Origin of the sequence: Paenibacillus sp. B2(2019), from assembly GCF_008370385.1 — a bacterium.
Taxonomy (GTDB): Bacteria; Bacillota; Bacilli; order Paenibacillales; family Paenibacillaceae; genus Paenibacillus_AQ.
In genome coordinates, this window is the sequence record NZ_VTZR01000027.1 from 1 (window position 1) to 20,953 (window position 20,953).

The 20,953-nt window shown below is 47.3% G+C and carries 18 protein-coding genes, 1 rRNA gene and 1 riboswitch; all 19 genes read left to right on the forward strand.

Features of this window, described 5'->3' with window-relative positions:
• Positions 1 to 74 (forward strand): 5S ribosomal RNA (gene rrf, locus PAENI_RS33205); the annotation flags it as partial.
• A 238-nt stretch (positions 75 to 312) separates the two neighbouring features.
• Positions 313 to 1,068, forward strand: a complete 756-nt coding sequence (locus tag PAENI_RS28065; RefSeq protein WP_149647558.1) for an acyl-[acyl-carrier-protein] thioesterase — start codon at positions 313 to 315, stop codon at positions 1,066 to 1,068.
• Positions 1,069 to 1,251: 183 nt separating this feature from the next.
• Positions 1,252 to 1,839 (forward strand): RNA polymerase sigma factor, encoded by a 588-nt coding sequence (locus PAENI_RS28070; RefSeq protein ID WP_042184728.1) that lies wholly within the window; start codon positions 1,252 to 1,254, stop codon positions 1,837 to 1,839.
• The gene (locus PAENI_RS28075) at positions 1,814 to 3,004 is read left to right on the forward strand and encodes a DUF4179 domain-containing protein (RefSeq protein WP_188114727.1); all 1,191 of its coding nucleotides are present in this window, start codon (positions 1,814 to 1,816) and stop codon (positions 3,002 to 3,004) included. Before PAENI_RS28070 ends, PAENI_RS28075 begins: the two co-directional genes overlap by 26 nt.
• A gap of 197 nt (positions 3,005 to 3,201) precedes the next feature.
• Positions 3,202 to 5,337 (forward strand): DNA topoisomerase III, encoded by a 2,136-nt coding sequence (locus PAENI_RS28080; protein ID WP_149647560.1) that lies wholly within the window; start codon positions 3,202 to 3,204, stop codon positions 5,335 to 5,337.
• 136 nt (positions 5,338 to 5,473) lie between these two features.
• A complete protein-coding gene (locus PAENI_RS28085) occupies positions 5,474 to 6,679 on the forward strand; it encodes an MFS transporter (protein WP_262495764.1) in 1,206 nt (401 codons plus the stop codon).
• 112 nt (positions 6,680 to 6,791) lie between these two features.
• On the forward strand, positions 6,792 to 7,055 hold the full coding sequence (locus PAENI_RS28090; protein WP_042193264.1) for a DUF1294 domain-containing protein: 264 nt from the start codon (positions 6,792 to 6,794) through the stop codon (positions 7,053 to 7,055).
• Between the two features lie 40 nt (positions 7,056 to 7,095).
• Positions 7,096 to 7,530: a universal stress protein gene (locus PAENI_RS28095; protein ID WP_042184737.1), complete on the forward strand. Its 435-nt coding sequence runs from the start codon at positions 7,096 to 7,098 to the stop codon at positions 7,528 to 7,530.
• A 375-nt stretch (positions 7,531 to 7,905) separates the two neighbouring features.
• A riboswitch (purine riboswitch) is annotated at positions 7,906 to 8,007 on the forward strand.
• A 210-nt stretch (positions 8,008 to 8,217) separates the two neighbouring features.
• Positions 8,218 to 8,703, forward strand: coding sequence for a 5-(carboxyamino)imidazole ribonucleotide mutase (gene purE, locus PAENI_RS28100; RefSeq protein ID WP_149647562.1), 486 nt, complete (start codon positions 8,218 to 8,220; stop codon positions 8,701 to 8,703).
• 53 nt (positions 8,704 to 8,756) lie between these two features.
• A complete protein-coding gene (purK, locus tag PAENI_RS28105; RefSeq protein WP_149647583.1) occupies positions 8,757 to 9,935 on the forward strand; it encodes a 5-(carboxyamino)imidazole ribonucleotide synthase in 1,179 nt (392 codons plus the stop codon).
• A 5-nt stretch (positions 9,936 to 9,940) separates the two neighbouring features.
• Positions 9,941 to 11,236 carry an adenylosuccinate lyase gene (gene purB, locus PAENI_RS28110; RefSeq protein ID WP_042124027.1) on the forward strand — a complete coding sequence of 432 codons (1,296 nt, stop codon included), beginning with the start codon at positions 9,941 to 9,943 and terminating at the stop codon, positions 11,234 to 11,236.
• A 318-nt stretch (positions 11,237 to 11,554) separates the two neighbouring features.
• A complete protein-coding gene (locus PAENI_RS28120; protein ID WP_076286947.1) occupies positions 11,555 to 12,445 on the forward strand; it encodes a phosphoribosylaminoimidazolesuccinocarboxamide synthase in 891 nt (296 codons plus the stop codon).
• 127 nt (positions 12,446 to 12,572) lie between these two features.
• Complete coding sequence (gene purS / locus PAENI_RS28125) at positions 12,573 to 12,818, forward strand: phosphoribosylformylglycinamidine synthase subunit PurS (RefSeq protein WP_036680912.1); 246 nt, start codon at positions 12,573 to 12,575, stop codon at positions 12,816 to 12,818.
• Positions 12,819 to 12,823: 5 nt separating this feature from the next.
• Complete coding sequence (gene purQ, locus PAENI_RS28130) at positions 12,824 to 13,513, forward strand: phosphoribosylformylglycinamidine synthase subunit PurQ (RefSeq protein WP_042124034.1); 690 nt, start codon at positions 12,824 to 12,826, stop codon at positions 13,511 to 13,513.
• Positions 13,491 to 15,737 (forward strand): phosphoribosylformylglycinamidine synthase subunit PurL, encoded by a 2,247-nt coding sequence (gene purL, locus PAENI_RS28135; protein ID WP_149647564.1) that lies wholly within the window; start codon positions 13,491 to 13,493, stop codon positions 15,735 to 15,737. Before purQ ends, purL begins: the two co-directional genes overlap by 23 nt.
• Entirely contained in the window at positions 15,722 to 17,218 is a 1,497-nt protein-coding gene (gene purF, locus PAENI_RS28140) for an amidophosphoribosyltransferase (protein WP_076286945.1), read from the forward strand. The genes purL and purF overlap by 16 nt, the downstream gene beginning before the upstream one ends.
• 366 nt (positions 17,219 to 17,584) lie before the next feature.
• The gene (purM, locus tag PAENI_RS28145) at positions 17,585 to 18,625 is read left to right on the forward strand and encodes a phosphoribosylformylglycinamidine cyclo-ligase (protein WP_042184751.1); all 1,041 of its coding nucleotides are present in this window, start codon (positions 17,585 to 17,587) and stop codon (positions 18,623 to 18,625) included.
• Positions 18,625 to 19,242, forward strand: a complete 618-nt coding sequence (gene purN / locus PAENI_RS28150) for a phosphoribosylglycinamide formyltransferase (protein ID WP_076286942.1) — start codon at positions 18,625 to 18,627, stop codon at positions 19,240 to 19,242. Before purM ends, purN begins: the two co-directional genes overlap by 1 nt.
• 161 nt (positions 19,243 to 19,403) lie before the next feature.
• Complete coding sequence (gene purH / locus PAENI_RS28155; RefSeq protein ID WP_149647565.1) at positions 19,404 to 20,951, forward strand: bifunctional phosphoribosylaminoimidazolecarboxamide formyltransferase/IMP cyclohydrolase; 1,548 nt, start codon at positions 19,404 to 19,406, stop codon at positions 20,949 to 20,951.
• Positions 20,952 to 20,953: the final 2 nt, after the last annotated feature.

Genomic DNA, 20,953 nt, shown 5'->3' on the forward strand with positions numbered 1-20,953 from the left:
ACACGACCGTTAAGCCCTCCAGCGCCGATGGTACTTGGACCGAAGGGTCCTGGGAGAGTAGGACGTTGCCAAGCACACGAAGCCATTGTTGATTTATCAACAATGGCTTTTTTGTTCCCTTTATCGCTTAATTTAAATAATGTGGATAAGTCATGGGGAAATAACGAAAAAATAAAAGTTACTAACATGTGGATGAAATAATAAAATATATTCAAAAATGAAAGTAGTCCCCAATTTATGTGGATAGAGCAGTGGTATATGTGGATACTTCAAGTAAATGCAAGGATATTTTGCATGGCAGGAGGATAAACAATGGACAACAGTAGTAATCTTGTGTGGATAGAAGATTTTTCTGTACATGCGAGCGACACGGATTATCGTTCACAGGGTAAGTTATCCTTTATTCTGGATATCATGCAATGTGCGGCAGACTTCGCAGTGGGTAATTTGGGGATAAGTGTGGAAGAAATTCTGAGTGCAGGAATGGGCTGGATGATGATTACGTTAGATCTTGATTTTAAGCGTATTCCTCGCCCAAATGATGTGCTTAGCGTACATACCTGGAGTAAAGGTACTAAAGGGGCTTTATGGCAACGGGATTATCGTATTTTCGATGCAGATCATATAGAGATTGCCACAGCGCGTTCTATATGGGCTTTAGTAGATATTGAGAAGAGAAAGATACTCAGACCGAACGCTCTTCCAGTTCAGGTTAAGCACTATAATGGCGATTCAGTAGGGGATATGCCTGTTAAGGTAACGATCCCTACTGATATTACTATGGAAGAAGCTTATCGGTATCAGGTAAGATATAGTGGGCTGGATAGCAACGGACATCTGAATAATGCCCGATACGGAGATTTATGTTGTGATGCACTCAGTTTAGCGGAATGGGATAATGCAGAGTTCACACGCTTCCGGATTACTTATCTACAAGAAGCTAAGTTTGGGGATGAACTGACTATTTTACGCTCAGCTGTAACGGATGATGGTATATATGTCCGTGGCCAGAATAGTGATATTGTATTTTTTGAAGCATGTATTGAGTTGAAAAACATAAATAAGTAAAAAGTTTATAAATATGGAATATTATTATAAAAGTGATTTCTCCGAGCATCAATCGGGGTAGTCGCTTTTTTTGTTGAAAAACAGATGGTGTTTATAACATATTTGGAAAAATTTTTGAGCCTGTCACAATTAAAGGGATCACAATCGTTATATAGTTGTAGTCAATAACAAGGAGGTGATTCTTTGGAACGTCGCAGCCCCGGGGTCCAAGTGAATCAAACAATAATTGAAGAGGCTATTGATCAGGTTCTTGCGGGTAACCGCGAAGCCTATAGAACTATAATACAAGCCTATGAAAGAAAGATTTATACGTATTGCTATTATATTTTGAGAAGTCATGAAGAAGCAGAGGATGCTGTGCAAGATATATTTGTAAAAGTGTATCAGGAACTCAGACGTTATGAGAAACGAGTCTCTTTTAATTCATGGCTGTATAAAGTGGCCTATCATCATTGTTTGGATCAGGTTCGCAAACGCAAACGAAGAAACCGTCTGTTGTCGCTATATAAAGAGCAGCAGCCGAAAGCCTATTATAATCCTAACGATGAGGAGCCATTGCAGAAGTTATTTATGGATGATCTGACAGCTGAAGAGAGCAATCTTCTGATTCTTAAGGTAGTAGAGCAGTACAGTTTTGAAGAAATGGGTCAGATTATGGATTGTAATTCAGCTACTTTACGCAAGAAATTTGAACGTCTACGCAAAAAGTTAGTCCGGCAAAGAATGAATGAAGGAGGAAGCCCTCATGGAGAAATGGCAAGATCCAACTGAAAGTCAGAAGATGGAGCACATTCGTCAAACATTCCAAAATCATGAAATGCCGGTAGACAGTTTCAGCGATTCAATTATGAAGCGAATAGGAGACGAGGGAATGGAAAAGCGAGCGTCAAGAAAAAGTGGGAATAAGTTTCTGAAAAAATCATTGGTGGCTGCCGCGGCAGCAGCAGTGTTGGGTGCGGGAATAATCGGTAGCGGATTTATATCCCCAGTCATGGCTGAAACGTTGAAGCAGATTCCTGTTGTAGGAAGTATTTTTAAGGGGATTGACGATAAAGGTCTAAATGCTGCTGAAGAAAAAGGATTATCTACTGCGCCTAACCAAAGCGTTACCCATGATGGAGTGACCTTGAAGGTTACCGATGCCTATTATGACGGCTCGCGGTTGGCTTTTGCGATTGAACGGGAAGGCATTGATAAGGATAAGATGATGGCAGAAATGATTATTGAACCGATTGAATTCGATCCAGCGGTAAAAGAACAGCAGTATGCGAAAGTGACAATGAACCAGTCCGAAAAAGGGTTGTTGGGTTCAGCAGAAGTGAAATTGCCGAATGGAAAGAATCTGGAGAGCCAAATGTCGTCTTTTGGCGATGTTGAGGGTAAAAAGAATGCTATTTTATACGATTATAGAAATCTAAATAATGTAGAGGCTTTGGGGAATGAATTTGAATTAAGCATCACTGTGCCGGTTACACAAATCGCAGAGCCTTTTGAAATCAAGGTGCCGGTGAAAAAAGTAACGGAAGGAATTATCAAGCTTGATCTGAACCAAACAAAAGAGGCAGAAGAATTCAGTTATACGATTACCAAGCTGGAATTAACTCCAGCCACAAGCAGATTACAGCTCAGCGAAGAAGGTAAAGCGCCAACTGTGAAAGAAAAGGATGGATACACAACCTCTGAAATGTTCTATGAAATTGTTGATGAACTAGGCAATGCATTTTCTTCGAGTGGGTCATTCAACTTGCCGGCTATAGTCTATCCCATGGTAGACAAAGATTTCAGTCGGTTCCCACAAACACCAAAAACAATTACTGTTAAGCCGTTTACTTACTCCATTGATGAGAGCCATAAAGCATTAAGAGATGAAGAAGGAAAACAAGTTAAACATTATTATCCGGAGCTTGAACAAACGATTCAGGTGGAGCAAGAGTAACTATTAATCCCATAAGCAAAAAAAGTCCGTGTCTGCATAGCAGATACGGGCTTTTCTAATGGAATGAAGATTTCACTCACTGAGTTTTCGTTGTTTAATTTATTTAGTGTATAACGGAGTGACCCGGTAAAGCCTGACGATATTTGCTAACATTCATTTAATGATATAATGAAATTTGATGTGGAAAGGGGAGCATTATGAAGACATTAGTATTGGCGGAGAAGCCGTCTGTTGCACGCGAGATCGCACGAGTCATGGGATGTAATAATAAACAGAAGAGCTATATTGAAGGTCCAAAATATGTGGTTACCTGGGCACTGGGTCATTTAGTCGGCCTGGCAGAGCCTGAAGATTATAATAAAAAGTTTGCAACTTGGGCCTTGGAGGATTTGCCGATTTTGCCGGAGAAGACCAAGCTGAAGGTGCTGCGTGAGACCAACCAGCAATATAAAGCTGTTCAGCATCTAATGAAGCGTCAGGACATTGAGGAGCTTATTGTTGCTACAGATGCTGCCCGTGAAGGGGAGCTACTGGCTCGCTGGATTATGAATATGGCAGGGTGGAAAAAGCCGTTCCGGCGGCTGTGGATATCCTCGCAGACTGATAAGGCGATTAAAGAGGGATTCGCAAAGCTCCGCCCAGGTCGCGATTTTGATCGTCTGTATGAATCTGCACGTTGCCGCGCAGAGGCGGATTGGATGATTGGACTGAATGTCACGAGAGCTTTAACATGTAAGTTCGGTTCGCCGCTCTCCGCAGGGCGGGTACAAACGCCGACATTAGGGATGATCATGGATCGTGAACAGGAGATTACGGGTTTCCGTTCCGTTGATTTTGAGACGCTGACTGCTGATTTTGGAGATTTCCAAGCGGCATGGCGGGCCAGTAACGGCGATGGTCGGATATTTGAAAAGGATAAGACGGCAAGTCTAAAGGATAAGCTTACTGGACGCAGCGGCCGTATTATTAAGGTACAGAAGAGTGAGAAGAGCGAACCTCATCCACTCGCTTATGATCTGACTGAATTGCAGCGCGATGCGAACCGGAAGTTCGGCTTCTCCGCGAAGCAGACCTCCAGTGTGCTTCAGCGGTTATATGAGCAGCATAAGCTTGTCACTTACCCGCGTACGGACAGTCGTTACTTAACATCAGATATGACGGGCACACTCAAGGAAAGATTGGACAGTGTAGCTGTCGGCCCATATGCTGCGTTGGCACGTCCACTGCTTCGCAAACCGCTGCCGATTACGAAGCGAATCGTGGATGATAGCAAAGTAAGCGATCACCATGCTATTATTCCGACAGAGCAGACCGTTTTGTTAAATGGTCTGAGTACTGAGGAACGTAAGCTGTATGATCTGATTGTACGGCGTTTTATTAGCTTGTTCTACCCACCAGCTCGCTATGATGCGGTAGCTGTCACCGTCAATGTGGAAGGCGAAAGCTTCCATGTCAAAGGGACGACGGTAAAAGATGCCGGTTGGCGTGAAGTGTACGGCGGAGATATGAGTAACGATGACGACGAGGAGCCATCGGACGAGCCAGCAGCTGGGACTGTGAAGCTACCTGAGCTGCGCGAAGGAGCAACTGTCACGATTGGCCGCTGCATGGTTCGTCCTGGACGAACACAGCCACCGAAGCGTTATAATGAAGCTTCGCTGTTGACGCAAATGGAGAAGCACGGCCTTGGAACCCCGGCAACCCGCGCGGATATTATCGAGAAGCTGGTTAGCTCCGATACCATTGAACGCCAAGGGAATCTGCTGCATCCGACTGGTAAAGGCAAGCAGCTTATTGAGTTGGTATCCACACAGCTACGGACACCAGATCTAACCGCGCGCTGGGAAGCCGAGCTGGAGAAAATAGCGCGTGGTCAAGGCAAGCCGGAGCTCTTCTTGCAAGGCATCCGCAGTATGGCACAGGAGCTGGTAACTGGCGTCAAAACTAGTGGAGCAGAATATAAACCGCATAATGTCTCGAACAGTAATTGTCCGGAATGTGGTACAAGACTGCTGGAGAAAAAGAGCAAACGTGGCAAGCTGCTTGTATGCCCTGCAGATAACTGTGGTTATACCCGTGCCGGAGAGAAAAGACTATCGAATCGCCGCTGTCCACAGTGCCATAAGAAAATGGAGCTCAAAGAGGGTAAAGCAGGCATGTTCGTACAATGTTTGGGCTGTGGAATCACAGAAACCTTGGATAAGGATCATAAGCATGTGAATAAACGCGAACAGCAAAAGCTGGTACAGCAATACAGTAAGCAAGAAAGCATTGGTTCTAACCTTGGGGAACTGCTGAAAGCAGCGCTTGAAGGGCAAAAGAAGGATAAGTAAAAAGGTTCGCATGTATCGTAATAAAAAGGCTGCTGAGTGTGCTCAGTAGCCTTTTTTCTGTCCACGTAAGTTTTTGTGGTCTACAGATAGGCTTTGAATTAGAATGTTAAGCAAATACATAGAGCAGGTGATTAGGGTGGCAGCTGAACAACAAGTGGATCAACTAAAAGCAGCAGGTAGCCCACAGGGGCAGGGAGGCAGTAAGTTTTTCTTTCTCGTTATTGTATTTATGTTCTGGTTCTCTTCTTATATTTATGTTCCTGTGCTTTCCCCTTATGTGGAGCATTTGGGAGCATCATATTTTATGGTGGGCATGGTGCTTGGCGTATATGGGCTAATGCAGATTCTGTTCCGACTGCCAATTGGCATCGGTTCGGATTATTTGAATCGGCGTCGTCCGTTTATCTACCTGGGACTGATTGCGAGCGGAGCCAGCTGCTTTCTTTTTATGTGGGGAGCACAGCCTGGGTGGGCATTGGCAGCACGTGCAGTATCCGGTATAGCGGCTTCCGCATGGGTTGTGTACACTGTGATGTTCGCGGGATATTTCCCGAAAGAGGAAGCTGGAAAAGCGATGGGCATGCTGCAATTCACTATGGTAATCGCCCAATTGACCAGTATGATGATCAGTGGGTATATGGTGGAGCATTGGGGCTGGAATACTCCGTTTCTGATTGGTGGATTTGTAGCGATTGCGGCACTGCTGCTTGCGTTGCGGTTGCCTGAACAAAAACAGGAGAAACGGCAAAGTGCGATCCAGATCAAAGACTTAGCAGGTGTTATGAAGGAGCCACTTCTGGTAAGAGTTTCTCTGCTGTCAGTGTTGGCACACTGTGTGCTATTCATAACGATGTTCGGATATACGCCAAACCAAGCTCTGAATATCGGAGCAAGTAAAGAAAGCTTAGGCTGGCTGACGCTCGCTTTTATGATTCCGCATGCTGTCGCGACCCTCTATGGCTCACGGACATTTGGTAGGCTGCTAGGAGACCGGGGCACGCTTCTCTTAGGCTTCGCGGGAAGTGCATTGTTTACACTTCTTATTCCTTCAATGCCGACGCTAGCGACGCTCTGTCTGACTCAGGTAGGAAACGGATTTATGCAGGGACTGATTTTTCCATTGTTGCTAGGCAAGTCGGTGTCAGAAGTAGATCCGTATAAGCGTGCAACAGCTATGGGCTTCTATCAGGCGGTTTATGCAATAGGTATGTCGGCGGGGCCGTTCGTGGCAGGCTGGATGAGCGCTCTTTATGGCTTGACCGGAGGGTTCTGGCTGGGTGGAATTGCGGCGGCGCTGGCTGCGGTGTTGTCATGGATATGGATGAAGGATGCGAAGCAGTGAAAAGAAAGAGGCAGGTAGCGAAGTTATCAGAGCGTGTAAGGATGATTGGTTTTTTGTGAAAAAGAGGAATATAATAGAGATAGATAGGAAGCAAGGAGGAGAGCCCGGGAGAATGGTCAAGGTTATAATGTTGTGGTTTGTGGTAATTAATATTATCGGATATGTAGTGATGTCCGAAGACAAGAACAAAGCCCGTAAACGGCGAGAACGTGTACCTGAGAAGACACTTTTTCTGCTGGCAGCTATGGGCGGGGCACTAGGCGTGCTGATTGCCATGTATCGTAAGCGCCACAAGACGCGACATATGTCCTTTAGGATCGGAATTCCGTTACTTCTGTTGCTGAATATCTTTTTGTACAGCTATTTTTTAAGGTGATAGTCTTAATGATTACAAACTAGAAAAAGAGGTGGCGTACATGTTATTCTCTAAAATTTTACTCGCCTATGATGGATCTAAGGCTTCTAATCAAGCATTGGAGCGCGCAATTGAACTCGCAAAAGTAACTCCGGGCTCTACGATGCATGTTGTACACGCATTTGAATTTCCAAGATTTTTTATCGGAGAAGCTCTAGCACCACTACCGGCTTCAGTAAATAAAGAATATTATGATTTAGCAGTGCAGACTACGGAAGAAGTCAAGGGACGCCTTGAGGCTGAAGGCTTGAATGCTGAGGTTGAGCTATTACAAGGATCTCCCGCTGAAGTGATTTTGAAATATGCTAAAGAACATGCTATAGATGTAATTGTTATCGGCAGCCGCGGACTTGGCGGAATACGTGAGTTTGTTCTGGGAAGTGTGAGCCACAATGTAGTACAAAGCGCCCGCATTCCAGTGCTAGTAGTAAAATAATATAAAGTTAAAAGGGACGCTTATGGCGTTCCTTTTTTCAAATATAAGAAAGTATATGTTTCAAACTATACTTTATCCTTATATTTCTCGCATAAACGCTAACCGTCATACAGGGACGCCAAAGGCGTTTATACTTGATTATTAAGAAACGAAATGACTAAATTCATATCCAATAAAGGAATTATATGTATTTCCATGAAGCCTATTCTACAGTTAATATAACATCTGTTGTTAGAGCTAATAGTGTACGGAAAGAAGTCTTTATCATCAAAATAAGTGGTTATTGAGAAATTAAATACGCCTAAAAGCGAACGATTATTAATCGGAATTTACCAATGTTCGTGTTTGAGTTGACATCCTGTGTAGGGGATTGTTAAACTGATGTCATGAGCAACTCGTATAAAACCGGGGATATGGCCCGGAAGTTTCTACCCGGGAACCGTAAATTACCGGACTACGAGGAAATAGGATGATAGAATGCGGCAATGCGGTCCGGGTAACGGAATGATGCATTATGCCATTTTCCGCGCTTAATGCAGCCTAATGATAGGCACGCGGATTATTTTTTCCTAATTTCTTTACTAGTCCGATCCTCCCGCAGCAAAATGCGTCTGGTCATCGGGCTTTTTTTATTCGAATTTACAAGATAAAGATATCCATACTAGTGACTGGAAGGTAGGTCGAATCATGACTGTGCAGGTAGCTGTTATCATGGGCAGTAAATCGGATTGGGATACGATGGAGCACGCTTGTGCGGTGCTTGAAGAGCTGGGATTATCTTATGAGAAGAAGGTAGTATCTGCGCACCGGACGCCGGACTTGATGTTCAGCTATGCGGAGGAAGCCGCGGGCCGGGGTATTCGCGTCATTATTGCAGGAGCGGGTGGTGCAGCGCATTTGCCGGGTATGGTGGCTGCAAAGACGATCCTGCCTGTGATTGGAGTGCCAGTGCAGTCGAAGGCGCTTAATGGGCTGGATTCGCTTCTCTCCATCGTGCAGATGCCAGGAGGCATTCCAGTGGCAACGGTAGCCATTGGTAAGGCAGGAGCCATTAATGCAGGCCTCCTGGCTGCACAGATTATCGGAGCATTCGATCCAGAAGTGCAGCAGCGCGCGCAGCTGCGGCGGGATGCGATCCGCGACGAAGTCCTTGAAAGCAGCGACAGCTTATGAGACCGGAGGAGCTGAAGCTGCAGGAGGCTGGCGGCGTTACTTCGCCAGCCGCTATGGATGCGTCCGGCACGGACACCGTCCGGACGCTGCTGCCCGGCGCGACCGTCGGCGTGCTCGGCGGCGGGCAGCTCGGGCGCATGATGGCGCTGGCTGGCAGCGCCATGGGGTACCGCTTCGTGGCGCTGGACCCTGCGCCGGATGCGCCTAGCGGTCAAGTCACGCCGCAGATTACAGCGGCGTATAACGACCGGGACGCGGCGCGGGAGCTAGCCCGCCGCTCGGACGTCATCACGTACGAGTTCGAGAACGTTGACGCGGGCGTTGCCGCGCTGCTGACGGAGGAATCGTACGTGCCGCAGGGCAGCGCGCTGCTGTATACGACGCAGCATCGGCTGCGCGAAAAAGCCGCCATCGAGGCGGCAGGCGTACCCGTCGCCCCGTACCTGAAGGTAGACAGCCTTGCGGAGTTGAAAGTGGCGGCGGCTGAGCTTGGACTACCTTGTGTGCTGAAGACAGCCACAGGCGGTTATGACGGCAAGGGACAAGCCGTGATCCGTCAGGAAGAAGAGCTGGAAGAAGCCTTCCGGCAAGTAGCACCCGGAGCCGTTGTGCCGGAGCTGGTGCTTGAGAAGTTTGTAGCTTATAAGTGTGAAATATCCGTTGTTGCTGCACGCAGTGCTTCTGGTGAGGTTAAGAGCTTCCCACCGTCGGAAAATATTCATGTGAATAATATTTTGCATCTGTCCATTGTGCCTGCAAGAGTGGCAGAGGACATTCAGCGGAGAGCATGCGAATTGGCAGAGACATTAATCGCTGGACTTGATGCGGTTGGACTGCTGGCAGTAGAAATGTTCGTCACAGAGGACGGACAATTGTACGTCAATGAGTTAGCACCAAGGCCGCATAACTCCGGGCATTACACCATGGACGCTTGCGCGACTTCACAGTTCGAGCAGCATGTCCGGGCGATTTGTAATCTGCCGCTAGGCGATACAACGCTTTTGACACCTGTAGTTATGGTAAATGTGCTAGGCCAGCATTTGGATGGCGCGATTAAAGCGACCTGTACACAGGACGAAAAAGATAATAAGCTGGGTGTTGTACCTAAGCTTCATATATATGGCAAGACTGAGAGTAAGACCGGCCGCAAGATGGGCCATATCAATCTGCTCTGCAAGGATACCGGAGACGGCTTGTCCTGGGTGGAGCAATCTAAACTTTGGAGGAACTAAAGAATATGATCGAACGTTACAGCAGACCTGAGATGCGAGCTATTTGGACGGAGGAAAATAAATTCAAAGCGTGGCTGGAAGTTGAAATTTGCGCTTGTGAAGCATGGGCTGAGCTGGGAGTCATCCCGCACGAAGACGCAGCTAAACTGCGTAAAGACGCTAAATTCGACATCGCACGCATTGATGAAATAGAACAAGAGACACGTCATGACGTTATCGCATTTACACGCGCGGTTTCCGAAAGCCTAGGCGCAGAACGCAAATGGGTTCACTACGGTCTTACTTCTACTGACGTGGTAGATACGGCGCTAGGTTACTTGCTGCGTCAAGCGAATGAAATTCTAGAGAAGGATATCATCAACTTTATTGAGATCCTTAAAGATAAAGCTATTGCTTACAAGGATACGCCGATGATGGGCCGTACGCATGGTGTTCATGCCGAGCCAACTACCTTTGGTCTGAAAATGGCTCTATGGTACGAAGAAATGAAACGTAATCTGGAGCGTTTCCGCCATGCTGCGAACGGTGTGCAGTTTGGTAAAATCTCCGGTGCCGTTGGTACGTACGCGAACATCGATCCTTTCGTAGAAGAATTCGTGTGCCGCAAGCTCGGCACAAGCCCAGCTCCAATCTCAACACAAACGCTGCAACGTGACCGTCATGCTGAATACATGGCTGCTCTTGCTTTGGTAGCGACATCGTTAGACAAATTCGCTACTGAAATCCGCGCCCTGCAAAAGAGTGAGATTCGTGAAGTGGAAGAAGCCTTTGCCAAAGGTCAAAAGGGTTCCTCCGCTATGCCTCACAAACGGAACCCCATTGGTTGTGAGAACATTTCCGGTCTGTCCCGCGTCATTCGCGGACATATGGTTACAGCTTACGAGAACGTGCCACTCTGGCATGAACGCGATATTTCGCACTCCTCTGTGGAACGTATCATCCTTCCGGATGCGACAATGCTGCTTAACTATATGCTGAACCGTTTCGGTAACATCGTGAAGAACCTGACTGTATTCCCAGAGAATATGAAGCGTAACATGAACCGTACGTTCGGTGTTCCTTTCTCCGGTCGGATCTTGACTAAACTGATCGACAAAGGCCTTAGCCGTGAGCAAGCGTACGATACCGTTCAACCGCGTGCTATGCAAGCATGGGAAGAGCAAAAACAATTCCGCGATATCGTGGAAGCTACACCTGAGATCACTAACGTTCTTACCCCAGAAGAAATTGAAGATGCATTTAACCCTTCTTGGCACCTTAAGCATGTGGACACCATCTTCCGCAAGCTAGAGCTTATCTAAAAAATAGGTGCGTTAATGGTTGGGTCGATAAGGAACGAATTCCTCGGAATGAGACCTTAGAGATCCTAAAAAGATAAGTTAGTGGTGAACTAAGGAACGCTGCAATAAATGCAAAGCTGGATGGGGGAGCACTGTAGAGGAAGTTTGGAACTGTAGAAGCGTAGCGTTCGCCTTTATCCTTGGATTTCTACCGCGAGAAGCGGTTCAAATCAAGAAATCTGAGGATAACAGCGATCGGAAGTCCAAACATTCCTCGGAAGTGCTTCCTCCTAGACCAGCCCAACTTAGGAAGATCATTAGTTCAAGGGAGGAAAGGTCATGACATCGTCGGCCGTATCCACAGCCGTGGAACTCATCAATGCGCCGCTGCTCTATAAAGGGAAGGTTCGTGAGCTATACGATTTAGGGGAGAATGTACTGATCGTCGTCACGGATCGGATATCTGCTTTTGACTATGTGCTGGACCCAGCGGTACCTGAAAAGGGCAATGTGCTTAACCGTCTGAGTGCGTTCTGGTTCGGAAAGACCAAAGAGCTAATGGAGAATCATGTCGTTCATATCGATGTGGATCTGCTCGGAGATATCGTTAAGGACAAGGAAGCTCTCAGAAACCGTGTTATGGTAGTACGCAAAGCGGAGCGCATCGATATCGAATGTGTTGTGCGTGGGTGCATCACCGGTGGGGGCTGGAGACAATATCAAGAAACTGGCAAAGTGAATGGTATTGAGCTTCCTAAGAACTTGCGCAAAAATGCGCTGCTGGCCCAGCCAATCTTTACCCCTGCGGCTAAAAACGATGTAGGTCATGATGAGGATATTCCTTTTGAAAAGATGCAGGAGCTAATCGGTGCTGATCTGGCACTCGAGCTGCAGGAGAAGAGCTTGCAATTGTTCTCTTTTGCCAGAGAGTATTGTGCTGAGCGGGGAATCATTCTAGCAGATTGCAAATTTGAATTCGGCTTGCTGGATGGCAAGGTGATTCTGATTGATGAGATTTTTACGCCGGATGCTTCACGTTTCTGGGCCAAGGACAAATACGCTCTTGATATCGAAATTGATAGTATGGATAAAGAACCTGTTCGTACGTATCTATCTGCATCCTCCTGGGATAAAAATAGCAAACCTGATCCACTTCCACTAGAAGTAGTTGAAGAAACAACGCGCCGTTATCTGGACATTTATCATCGTCTTACTGGCAAGTCTTTATAGCTCAACATTGTGTGTTTACTCATGGGAATAAATGAAGTGTATGTTTTTAAAGCTAGAGTTACTTTTAGTAGAGTTTCAGCTTTCAGAAAGTATATACACATAAAAATTTAGGAGGAACTACAAGCATATGTTAAAAGCGACGGTATATGTCACCATTAAGAAGAGCGTTCTCGATCCACAAGGTGTAGCAGTGCAAGGAGCACTTCATTCGGTAGGTTTTCAAGAAGTTGAAAGTTTGCGTATTGGGAAATATATGGAGCTGACTTTGGATACGGATAACCGTGCTGAAGCAGAAGTGCGTCTCAAGGAAATGTGCGAAAAGCTACTTGCCAACACGGTGATCGAGGATTACCGCTACGAATTGGAGGACTAAACGACATGAAATTTGCTGTACTTGTCTTCCCAGGCTCTAACTGTGATATTGATTGCTACAAGGCGGTAGAGGACAGTCTCGGCGAACCAGTCGATTATGTGTGGCATACAGCGACAGATTTGTCGGCGTATGATTGCATTTTGGTTCCAGGCGGATTCTCATATGGTGATTACCTGCGCTGCGGCGCGATTTCAAGATTTGCTCCTGTAATGGCTGAAGTTGCTAAAGCAGCAGAGCAAGGTAAATTCGTGCTAGGCATTTGCAATGGGTTCCAAATTCTTACTGAGGCTGGTTTGTTGCCAGGCGCGCTGCGTCGTAACATGTCCATGAAGTTCCGTTGTCATGATACAGTGCTTAAGGTTGTTAATAACGAAACCCCATTTACTATTGATTATGCTAAGGATGAAGAAATCATCATCCCAATCGCTCACGGCGAAGGAAACTATTACTGTGATGAAGAGACTTTAGCAGAACTGAAAGCTAACAATCAGATTGTGTTCACATATAGCGATAATCCTAACGGCTCTGTAGCTGATATTGCGGGTGTTAGTAATGTGCAGGGGAATGTAGTCGGCATGATGCCTCACCCTGAGCGTGCAGCTAACAGCTTGCTCGGATCTGAAGATGGCAAACGAATGTTCACATCTATACTGAAGACTTGGAGGGATCGTCATGATGCAGCAAGTATCCGTTAAGGAACCGACCGCAGAACAGATCGCAGAGCAGAAAATTTACAGCCAATTCGGTGTGTCGGACAGCGAATATGAGCTCATCAAGTCTTTTATGGGACGTTTGCCGAACTATACTGAAATCGGCGTATTCAGCGTAATGTGGTCCGAACACTGTGCATACAAGAACTCTAAGCCATTGTTGAAACGTTTCCCAGTTACTGGACCACGTGTCCTGATGGGACCTGGCGAGGGCGCAGGGATTGTAGATATCGGAGACAACCAAGCGGTTGTGTTCAAAATCGAAAGTCATAACCACCCCTCTGCGGTAGAACCTTTTCAAGGAGCGGCAACAGGTGTAGGTGGTATCATTCGTGATATTTTTTCCATGGGCTCAAGACCTATCGCACTGCTGAATTCCTTGCGTTTCGGCAAGCTGGAAAGCGATCGCGTGAAATATTTGTTCGAGCATGTCGTGTCTGGTATTGCTGGTTATGGTAACTGTATCGGGATTCCAACCGTGGGCGGCGAAATCATGTTCGATGATAGCTATGACGGTAACCCGCTTGTTAACGCAATGTGTGTCGGTCTGATTGATCATGATAAAATCCAGCGTGGTGTCGCTAAAGGTGTAGGGAACCCAGTCTTCTACGTAGGTCCTCCTACTGGACGTGATGGGATTCATGGGGCTACTTTTGCATCCGTTGAACTAAGTGAAGAGTCAGAAGCTAAACGTACAGCTGTACAAGTAGGCGATCCATTTATGGAGAAGCTCGTTATGGAATCTTGTCTAGAGTTAATCGACAGCGGCATCGTTATTGGGATTCAGGATATGGGTGCGGCTGGACTTACCTGCTCTAGTGCAGAGATGGCAAGTAAAGCTGGTAATGGTTTGGAGCTGTATCTTGATCAGGTGCCACAACGTGAAGACGGCATGACCCCTTATGAAATGATGCTTTCGGAATCGCAAGAACGGATGTTGTTTGTAGTAGAGCCGAAGGATGAAGCTCAAGCGCAAGAGATTTTTGATCGCTGGGGTGTAATCTGCTGTAAGGTCGGTAAAGTAACGGATGATGGTCGCTTGAAGCTGTATCATCACGGTGAGGTTGTTGGCGACATGCCTGTAACAGCGCTCGTGGATGAGTGTCCAGTGTATAACAAACCATCTGAGGTTCCTGCTTATTATGTAGAAAATGAATCGGTAGATACGCTTCGTTACGCGGAAGTTACAGATCTGGGCAGCGCACTGCGTACAGTGCTTGGATCACCAACCGTAGCAAGCAAAGCTTGGGTATACAACCAATATGATTACATGGTTCGGACTAGTACGGCTGTTCGACCTGGATCTGATGCGGCTGTAGTTACCATTCATGGTACACGTAAAGGACTTGCGATGACCACGGACTGTAACGGGCGTTATGTTTATCTTGATCCTGAAGTGGGTGGACGGATTGCAGTCAGCGAAGCGGCTCGTAACATCGTTTGTTCGGGTGCTGAACCGCTTGCTATTACCGATAACCTAAACTTCGGAAACCCTGAGAAACCTGATGTGTTCTGGCAAATGGAGCGTGCGGTTGATGGTATGGCTGAAGCTTGCCGTGTGCTGGATACTCCGGTTATCGGCGGGAATGTCAGTCTTTATAACGAAAATACGACGGGATCCATCTACCCAACACCGGTTGTCGGCATGGTTGGTTTAGTAACGGATACGGATCATATTACGACTCAAGGCTTCAAACAAGAAGGAGATTCCATCCTTTTGCTAGGCGTAACAAAAGCTGAGCTTGGTGGTAGTGAATTTCAATATGCCGTTCATGGTGTAACGGAAGGCCGTCCTCCAGCATTGGATTTGGCTACTGAGAAAAAACTGCTGAGCGCAGTGCTTAGCTCGATTCGCGGTGGTCTGGTGCGTTCGGCACATGACTTGTCCGAAGGCGGCCTTGCTGTAGCACTTGCAGAGAGCTGTATCAGCGGTGGCGTTGGTGCGAACGTTGAACTATCTGCTAATGGACTTAGATCCGATGTAGCATTGTTCAGCGAAAGCCAATCACGTATCGTGCTGACGGCAGCGCCTGAACGTGCGGAAGAGCTGAAAGCAGCGATTGCTGCCAGCGGCGTTCCAGTGGAAATCATCGGAACTGTAGGTGGAGACAGACTGCGCGTAAATCTGGACGGTGCATCCGTATTAGATGAAGCTGTAGCAGAATTGAAATTCGTTTGGGAGGATGCTATTCCATGTCTTATGAAATAAAGACCGGGAAAGAGCAGGAGACTCCTATCCTGTGGACTGGTGACTTTTACAATGAAGGAACGGGCTCGGGAGATATTTTTGACACATTAAAAGAAGAATGCGGCGTTTTCGGGGTCTTCGGACACCCGGAAGCGGCGTCCATGTCTTATTACGGCTTGCACGCCTTACAGCACCGTGGGGAAGAAAGTGCGGGCATCTGCGTAGCAGATGGTCGTGATTTCAACTATCACCGCGGGATGGGGTTAGTAAAAGAAGTATTCGACAAGGACAAAATTGCCTCACTGGTTGGAGACATGTCCATCGGGCATGTACGTTATTCCACCAGTGGAGACAGCCGCTTAACTAATGCACAGCCGCTCGTATTCAAATATCGTGACGGTGATTTGGCGATTGCTACGAACGGTAACATAGTAAATGAACCGTTGATTCGTAAACAGCTTGAGCAAAGCGGATCGATCTTCCAAACCACAAGTGATACAGAAGTGCTGGCGCATCTGATTGCGCGTTCGTCTAAGGATTTTGTTGAAGCGGCTAAGGATGCGCTAAAACAACTGGTTGGCGGATTTGCTTTTCTGCTTATGACGAATGACAAATTAATTGTCGCTTCGGATTCCCATGGTTTGCGTCCGCTTGTAATGGGACGGATCGGCGACGCCTATATTTTTGCTTCCGAATCTTGCGCCTTAGAAGTTATCGGAGCACAGTTAGTCCGCGATATCGAACCTGGCGAACTGCTCGTGCTTGATAAAAATGGCCTGTTAGAGGACCGTTTTACCGAGCCAAAACGTAAAGCGCTATGCGCGATGGAGTATATTTACTTCTCTCGCCCAGACAGTGATATGAATGGCGCTAACCTGCACACCGCCCGTAAGCGGATGGGTAGCCGAATGGCATTAGAAGCTTTCGTAGATGCTGACCTCGTAACTGGTGTACCGGATTCTAGTATCTCGGCAGCGATTGGATTTGCGGAGCAGACGGGCATTCCTTATGAGCTTGGGCTCATCAAGAATAAGTATACAGGCCGGACCTTCATCCAGCCGAGCCAAGAGCTGCGTGAGCAAGGTGTGAAAATGAAGCTAAGCGCCGTGCGCAGTGTGGTCGATGGCAAACGTGTTGTCATGATCGATGATTCCATCGTGCGTGGAACAACTTCACGGCGGATCGTCAATTTGCTCCGCGAAGCGGGAGCCGTAGAGGTTCACGTGCGGATTACATCGCCACCCTTCAAGAATCCTTGCTTCTACGGCATTGATACCCCAGACCGCCGCGATCTCATCGCGTCGTACAAGTCCATTGCGGAAATGTGCGAAGAGATTAATGCCGATTCCTTGGCATTCTTGTCACCGGAGGGCTTAATCACTTCCATTGGTGGTCACAACAAAGATGATTACAAAGGCGGGCTATGCCTTTCCTGCTTCGATAATGATTACCCGACGCAGGTTGATTTTGGCGGGGCGGAGAAAGATGGCTGCAGCTGCTAGTTAGGGGTCATCCCCCTAAGTCCCCCTTGCAAAGTGTGGGTACTCGCTTGTTTCGCTAGAAGAGGTTGCATGGCGCAGCTCATGCACCGAGGTCTTGAGGTCCGTGTGAAAGGCGCGCACTGCGGCTTGCAGTAGGGTGAAAGCGGTGGTTGGAGGGAGTTATGGAGAGGAAGTTTGGAACTGTAGAAGCGTTAGCGTTCGCCTTTATGCTCGAATTTCTACCGCTCAGCGGTAACAAATTCAAAGGAATTCGAGCATAACAGCGATCGGAAGTCCAAACATTCCTCGCAATAACTCCAATAACCACCACTGGTCCCGAATGCGCCCAAACGCGCTCTAAACTATTAAAAAGATGAGGTGTCCCAAGTGTCGGAAGCTTATAAAAACGCCGGAGTGGATATTGCGGCTGGTAATGAAGCGGTAGAACGCATGAAAAAGCACGTAAAACGTACTTACCGTCCAGAAGTAATGACGGATCTTGGTGGGTTCGGAGCGCTGTTTGGCCTCAATAAAGATAAATATGAAGAGCCAGTGCTCGTATCGGGAACTGATGGTGTAGGCACGAAGCTTAAGATCGCGTTTGCTGCGGATCGCCATGACACGATTGGGATCGACGCTGTAGCTATGTGCGTGAACGACATTGTAGTGCAAGGCGCGGAGCCGCTATTTTTCCTCGATTATCTGGCTTGCGACAAAGTCGTACCGGAGAAAATCGAAGCGATCGTAGCAGGAATCGCAGAGGGCTGTCACCAAGCAGGTTGTGCGCTGATTGGCGGCGAAACGGCTGAAATGCCGGGCATGTATTCAGCGGGTGAGTATGATATCGCTGGATTCACAGTTGGCGTTGCTGACAAAGCGAAGCTGGTAACAGGCGCTAACATCGCTGCTGGAGACACAGTGATTGGTTTAGCTTCTAGCGGCGTGCACAGCAACGGCTTCTCACTGGTGCGTAAGCTTTTGCTTGAGGAAGATGGCTATGGCCTGAATGATGTGCTTCCGGAGCTTGGAGCTCCGCTTGTGGATGTACTTCTTGCACCAACTAAGATTTATGTGAAGCCTTTGCTGGCGCTCTTGGAGCAGCTTCCGGTGAAAGGGATGGCACATATTACGGGTGGCGGATTCATCGAGAATATCCCGCGCGTATTGCCTGACGGTGTAGATGTGGAGATTAATTACGGATCGTGGCCGATTCTGCCGATCTTCGGATTGATGCAGAACAAAGGAAACGTAAGCAACCGTGATATGTTTACTACTTTTAATATGGGAATTGGACTTGTTCTGGTAGTAAGTAGCGCTGATGGAGAACATGCTCTTGAACTGCTCAAAGCGAGCGGAGAAGAGGCTTTTATCATTGGTAAAGTGACAGAAGGGGAACGCAAAGTAACCTTTACTGGAGCTGAAGTGTGATGCAATGGAGTCGAATCGCTGTTTTTGCTTCTGGGCAAGGCAGTAATTTTGCTGCACTGATCGATGCACAGAGAGCTGGCTTGCTTGGTGAGGGCAATATTGAGTTGCTTGTATCCGACAAGCCAGAGGCACCTGTAGCTAAGCGTGCAGAGGATGCGGGCATTCCCGCCCTCTTGCTGCGGCCAAAAGACTTCGCCAGCCGTGAACTCTACGAAGCAGAGATTGTAGCAGAGCTTCAGCGGCGGGAAATCGGGCTGGTTGTGCTGGCAGGATACATGCGTCTTATTACGCCAGTGCTTTTAACGCCGTATGCTGGACGAATTATTAACATTCATCCATCGCTGCTGCCTGCTTTTGCAGGAAAAGATGCAATCGGACAAGCGCTGGATTATGGCGTGAAGCTGACGGGTGTTACTGTGCATTTTGTCGATGGAGGTATGGATACCGGGCCTGTTATTGCTCAGCGCAGCGTAGCCCTGCAGGATAACGACACGGCCGATTCATTGGCAGAACGTATTCATAAGGTTGAGTATGAGCTGTATCCCGAAGTGGTTGGCGCTTTTGCCAGCGGGAAAGTGGAACTGAGTGGAAGAAAGACGATTATCCGCGAAAAGTAAGCTGCACCGCAGCCATTCGAAGTTTTGGATCGACATTTGGTGACAGACCGAGATGTTTCAGGGTATTTCTCGGGAAATATTGCATAAGCGGCGTTATGTGTCGCGTTGTGGGTTTTCTTCATATTAAATCGCACGTACAACCTGAAGGAGGACTATTCAAAGTGAGTATCAAAAGAGCGCTAGTCAGCGTATCGGATAAACAAGGTATCGTGGATTTTTGCCGCGAGTTGTCTGCATTAGGCGTAGAAATTATCTCTACAGGTGGAACAAGCACGCTTTTGGCTAAAGAAGGTGTTCCAGTTATCGGGATTTCCGATGTGACAGGATTCCCAGAAATCATGGACGGACGTGTCAAAACCTTGCACCCTGCTGTACACAGTGGATTGCTTGCGGTTCGTGATAACGAGGAGCACACGCGTCAAATGAAGGAGCTTGGTCTGGACTACATCGATCTGGTTGTTGTGAATTTGTATCCGTTCGCGGAAACTATCGCAAAACCTGACGTATCCTACGAGGAAGCCATCGAGAATATCGATATCGGCGGACCTACGATGCTGCGTTCTGCGGCGAAGAACCATGCTTTTGTGAGTGTAGTGGTGGATGCTAATGACTACGCTACTGTACTTGAAGAGGTTCGCGCAGGTGGAGATACAACGCTAGAAACACGCAAACGTCTTGCGGCAAAAGTGTTCCGTCATACGGCGGCTTACGATGCCTTGATTTCCGATTATTTGGCTAACGTTACTGGCGAGCCTCTGCCAGAGCGCTACACCGTGACTTATGAGAAAATTCAGGATCTGCGTTATGGCGAGAATCCGCATCAAAAAGCAGCGTTCTATCGCAAGCCATTAGCGGCACTGGATACACTCACTGCGGCTGAACAATTGCACGGCAAAGAGTTGTCTTATAACAATATCAACGATGCTAACGCAGCACTGCAAATCGTGAAAGAATTTGAAGAGCCTGCTGTCGTAGCGGTTAAACATATGAACCCTTGTGGTGTAGGTGTGGGTCAAAGTGTATACGAAGCTTATCAAAAAGCTTACAACGCAGATCCAACTTCTATCTTTGGTGGGATTGTAGCAGCAAACCGCATTATTGATGCAGACACAGCGAACCTGCTGAAAGATATTTTCCTAGAAATCGTGTTGGCACCAGGCTTTACGGAAGAAGCACTGGAAATCCTTACGAAGAAAAAGAATCTCCGTTTGCTTAAAATCGGTAATCTTAGTACGGCTAGTGCGCGTAAGAGCAGCTTCGTAGTAACCTCCATCGATGGAGGAATGGTTGTACAGGAGAGCGATGTGCACTCTGTGAATCCAGATGATCTACAAGTCGTTACGGACCGTAAACCAACCGAAGAAGAATTGAAACAATTGTTGTTCGGATGGAAAGTAGTTAAGCATGTGAAATCTAATGCGATTGTGCTGGCTGCTGATGATATGACTGTTGGCGTAGGTGCAGGACAGATGAACCGCGTTGGTGCAGCTAAAATTGCAATCGAACAAGCCGGTGAAAAATCTAAGGGAGCCGTACTCGCTTCCGACGCGTTCTTCCCAATGGGCGATACGCTTGAAATGGCAGCAAAAGCAGGAATCACTGCAGTGATTCAGCCAGGCGGATCCATTAAAGACGAAGAGTCGATTAAGGTCGCTAATGAGTATGGTATTGCTATGGTCTTCACAGGCGTCCGTCATTTCAAACACTAGAG